This window comes from Geobacillus sp. FSL W8-1251, from assembly GCF_038005945.1.
GTDB lineage: Bacteria > Bacillota > Bacilli > Bacillales > Anoxybacillaceae > Geobacillus > Geobacillus stearothermophilus.
In genome coordinates this window covers 1-1884 of the sequence record NZ_JBBOUF010000006.1, presented here as the reverse complement: position 1 = coordinate 1884, position 1884 = coordinate 1, and the positions used below count along the sequence as shown (strand labels likewise).

General features: G+C 42.5%; 2 protein-coding genes. One reads left to right on the top strand and one right to left on the bottom strand.

The window, feature by feature from the left end:
- On the top strand, positions 1-1125 hold a 1125-nt coding region (locus NSS88_RS16675), incomplete at its 5' end, for an IS4-like element IS5377 family transposase (RefSeq protein WP_341085464.1).
- Here the strand turns inward: NSS88_RS16675 and NSS88_RS16670 are convergent.
- Entirely contained in the window at positions 1126-1551 is a 426-nt protein-coding gene (locus tag NSS88_RS16670; protein WP_341085378.1) for a glycosyltransferase family 4 protein, read from the bottom strand.
- Positions 1552-1884: the final 333 nt, after the last annotated feature.

The window sequence follows — 1884 nt, the reverse complement described above, 5'->3', positions numbered from 1 at the left end:
CATACCACACTCCCGAATTTGATGCAAAAACTTGTTTCGGATGAAGAGATTCAACTGATTGCCGAAGCGGTTGGGTATCGTGATTCGTCTCGAACCTTTACGTTGCGCGAGTTGATTCACTTCTTCCTGCTGGCCGCCATGCATCAATGGAAAAGCTTTCGCCACGGAGCCGATGTGGGGCCTCTGTATGGATTGCCGCGATTCCATTATTCCACAGTATCCAAGAAAGCGAAAGAAGTTCCCTATGACATCATGAAACGCTTGTTGGCGTTGATCATTTCCAAGTGCAACCGCCAAACCCGCCGTTCGCTTCGGTTTCCCAAACCGCTTCGGGTGGTGGATTCGACGACCGTCACGGTCGGGAAAAACCGCCTCCCATGGGCTCCGTATCACGGCGAACGCGCCGGAGTGAAGCTGCACGTCGCGTATTCGCCGGAATCCTCGTTGCCGGCAGACGTGGTGGAAACCATCGGACTGCGTCATGATGGCCCGGTGGGAGAACAGTTGACGAACGCTCAACAAGTGCTCGTGGAAGACCGGGCGTATTTCAAAATCGAACGCCTCGATCGATTTGTGGAGCAGCATCAGCTCTTTGTCATTCGAATGAAGGACAACATCGAACTTCATCAGAAAAAAAGCTTGAAACGCCTTTCCAGCACATCCTCATCGGTTCAAGCCGACTTCACGTGCCAGTTGGGGACGAAACAATGCCGCTCCACCAAGCGTCACCGGGTAGTGATCTTTCGAGATGCGAATGGCCGCGACATTCGGGTCGTGACGAACCTCTTCCATGCGTCTGCGGAAACCATTGCCGACATGTACCAACAACGTTGGACTGTTGAGGTCTTTTTCCGTTGGGTGAAGCAATATCTGAATGTCCCGACCTTGTTTGGCACGACGGAAAATGCGGTATACAACCAACTGTTTGCGGCGTTCATCGCGTATGTGTTGCTGCGATGGCTGTATGATCAAACCAAAAAACAGACGAACGTCTCTCTTTCCTTCATTTCGTTCGTTCGCCGTTTTTTCTCTGGGCAGCTTCCTCTCGATTGGAAATCCGGGATGGCCGCTGCTTTGTTTGAGTATGCCCAAATTTATGGAAGGCGTATGTATAATTTTGGATAATCAACACTCGTGAGCTATGATTATACTTTTATTTTTCTCATATACCAGACCTTCGGCACCTATAGAAGTCGAAATGACTGGTATGCCTTTGGCAAAAGACTCTATAATTTTCACTCTTTGACCACTTCCCATAAATAAAGGAACAACACTAACATCACATTGTCTAATGTATTCATCAACATCATCAACATAACCCGTTACAAATACATTTTGTCCATTATGATATTTTTGGATGTATCTGGGTGGATTACTTCCAACTATATACATCTCATAATCATTTTGATTAAGATTAACCCAAACATTTTCCATAAACCATCTAATCCCATTTTGATTAGGATACCAAGACATAGAACCAAGAAATAAAATTTTCAATTTATCCTTTTCCTTCTTTTGATACTCGTATTTCTTATTTAATTTTAAATGTATAGGTATAACATTTAGTTTTTCTTCCTTTATACCAAATCCTTTGAAGACTTCCTTATCATTTTCACTTAAGCAAATAATCTGTTGTGCAAGTTGTAAAGATTTTATTTCGAATCGTTTAAGCTTAATAAACTCCAGTAAACCTAATGCTTTTTTTATAAAATTTGACTCTGTTTCAATTAATCTTTTAAAAATTAGACTTTCAACGTTATGCTGATCTAGAACTAGTTTGTTTTTTGAAAAAAGATGTTGTAAACTAGCACATTATTTCAGAATCCCTTTTTCAAATTATTTCAGGCGGATTCGGAAATAATGTGCAAAATTTTTGCGGATTGT